This is a genomic window from Bradyrhizobium sp. UFLA05-125 (assembly GCF_059803515.1).
Map to the genome: position 1 here is coordinate 1 of NZ_JBANBJ010000166.1, position 1,827 is coordinate 1,827.

Sequence of the window (1,827 nt, forward strand, 5' to 3'; positions counted from 1 at the left end):
AGCAGCTCGCTGCTGACAGTTGCGGGGGCAGCGCCGGAATTCCGCACCAAAGGCGCAGTTCACCGGCTTCCCTCTTAGCCACTACATCTTGCGATGCAGCAGGACCGTGACACCCATATATGGAGATATTCGAGGCAAGCTGTCAATGATTGATTTCATGGGGGTGCACGCGGACGGCCATCCCCAATCAGTTATCTAGTATTGACGAGCTCAAGAATGCTTCTGATGGGTCGCCACCATAGTCAATTCGCACGGCCGGCTAATGCTCTCAATCCTTGCTCATAGCGAGAAAGCATCTTACGCGCGTCGAGGCTTCTCTCGGCGCCGGCTCTCGCAGCTTGCTTCATCCCTTTGAGCAAATTCCGATCGAGCGCGAGCTTTTCAATTCTATTGGCAAATTCGCAAATCTGTCGCGGCTGGCAAAGAAAGCCGTTTACGCCATCCTGTATGAGCTCCGGCAATCCACCAACGGCGGAAGCAATAACTGGAACTCCGAGCGCGAGCGCCTCTAACACGACTACCGGCCGACCATCCAGCCGCGAAGGCAGCACGAGCACATCGTATGATGCAATCCATGGACGGACATCTTCAACCTCCCCGATGAGATGGAAGCGACCGCCGAGATTTGCCCTTACAAGAGCACTTTCAATGCTGGAGCGAAGCGCCCCGGCTCCAGTCATTACAAAGTGGATTGGCAAGTGCGATAGTTTCTGTGCGACCTCGACAAAAGCCAAAGGATCCTTTTCCTCGGACCATCGCCCCGAAAAGCCGACGATAAGCTCTTCCGATGTCGCGCTCAGTCGATCCACCACGGAAGCGTCTCGTGAGCTTGGCACGTACCTGTCGAGGTCGATCCCGCTGGAGATCTGCTGGACGCGATCTAAAGACACTCCCGCATCCTTCAGGAACCGTAACACCTCTCGATTTTCCACGAAATTTAGGTCGATGAGCTCAGCATATTTCCGATTGCTTCTTGTGTGGCCGACCGTGTTGAACAGCATATCGGCCACTTTCAGCTTCGGAAATTTCGCACGAAGGACAGGCAGATGATTGTACATGAAAGCGCTGCCTGCGATCCAGACGACATCTATCTCGCGCGAGGCAATCAAGTAGGACACGAAGTCTGGCCATCGATCGATGGTAAGGAAGCGCGGCAAATGGAAGATTTCCGCAGCTGCTTCCTCGAACCAGCTTGTCGCGTCGCCGTGCTCGTGACCAGGATCGATCGAGGTGATAACTGTTATGCTCCATCCTTCTTTAGCAAGATGCGCGACGATGCTGCTGAGCAGCCGCTCTGCCCCGCCTATGATCGTGAACGGAAGCGCGAGAAGGATCGAAGGCTTTCCGCGGCTTCGGTAAGGTCGCCCCGTGAAGTTTCGAAGGGGAGCTTCCGGACGCTTGTCGGTTGCCGCAGCGAGGCGCGAGTTTCGGTGCGCTGCAGGCGTGACAAGATCGCCCAGCGCTTCCTGAATTAGCTTACGGTGAATGGCCATGCTGTATAGATCCGACTGGGTGCTCAGGCTTGGACCGTGCCGGCGATACAAGAACAAATGCTCCTTGGAAAAGTTGTGGATTCTTGCTCCCATTGCAGCGAGCCGCGCCCAAAACAGCCAGTCCTCGTAGACATGTCCGGTGATCGCGCGATCAGTGTCGCGAAAGCCGCCAGCCTTTTGCCAAAGGCTATGACGAAATACTGCGCAGGTCAGAACATGATTACCTTCGACCATATCCGAAAGTATCGGGTCATCAAGAATTCCGATTTTTTCATTAGTGCTCCCGAATTGTTGCATCGCGCAGGAGACAACGTCATATCCATAGGTCTCAAGC

1 protein-coding gene and 1 riboswitch are annotated in these 1,827 nt (G+C 54.8%); the gene reads right to left on the bottom strand.

The features are described from left to right. Positions 1 to 124, bottom strand: a riboswitch (cobalamin riboswitch). This riboswitch is flagged as partial in the annotation. 118 nt (positions 125 to 242) lie between these two features. Beyond that, a partial coding sequence (locus SO156_RS45730; RefSeq protein ID WP_498539450.1) for a glycosyltransferase occupies positions 243 to 1,827 on the bottom strand: 1,585 nt, incomplete at its 5' end.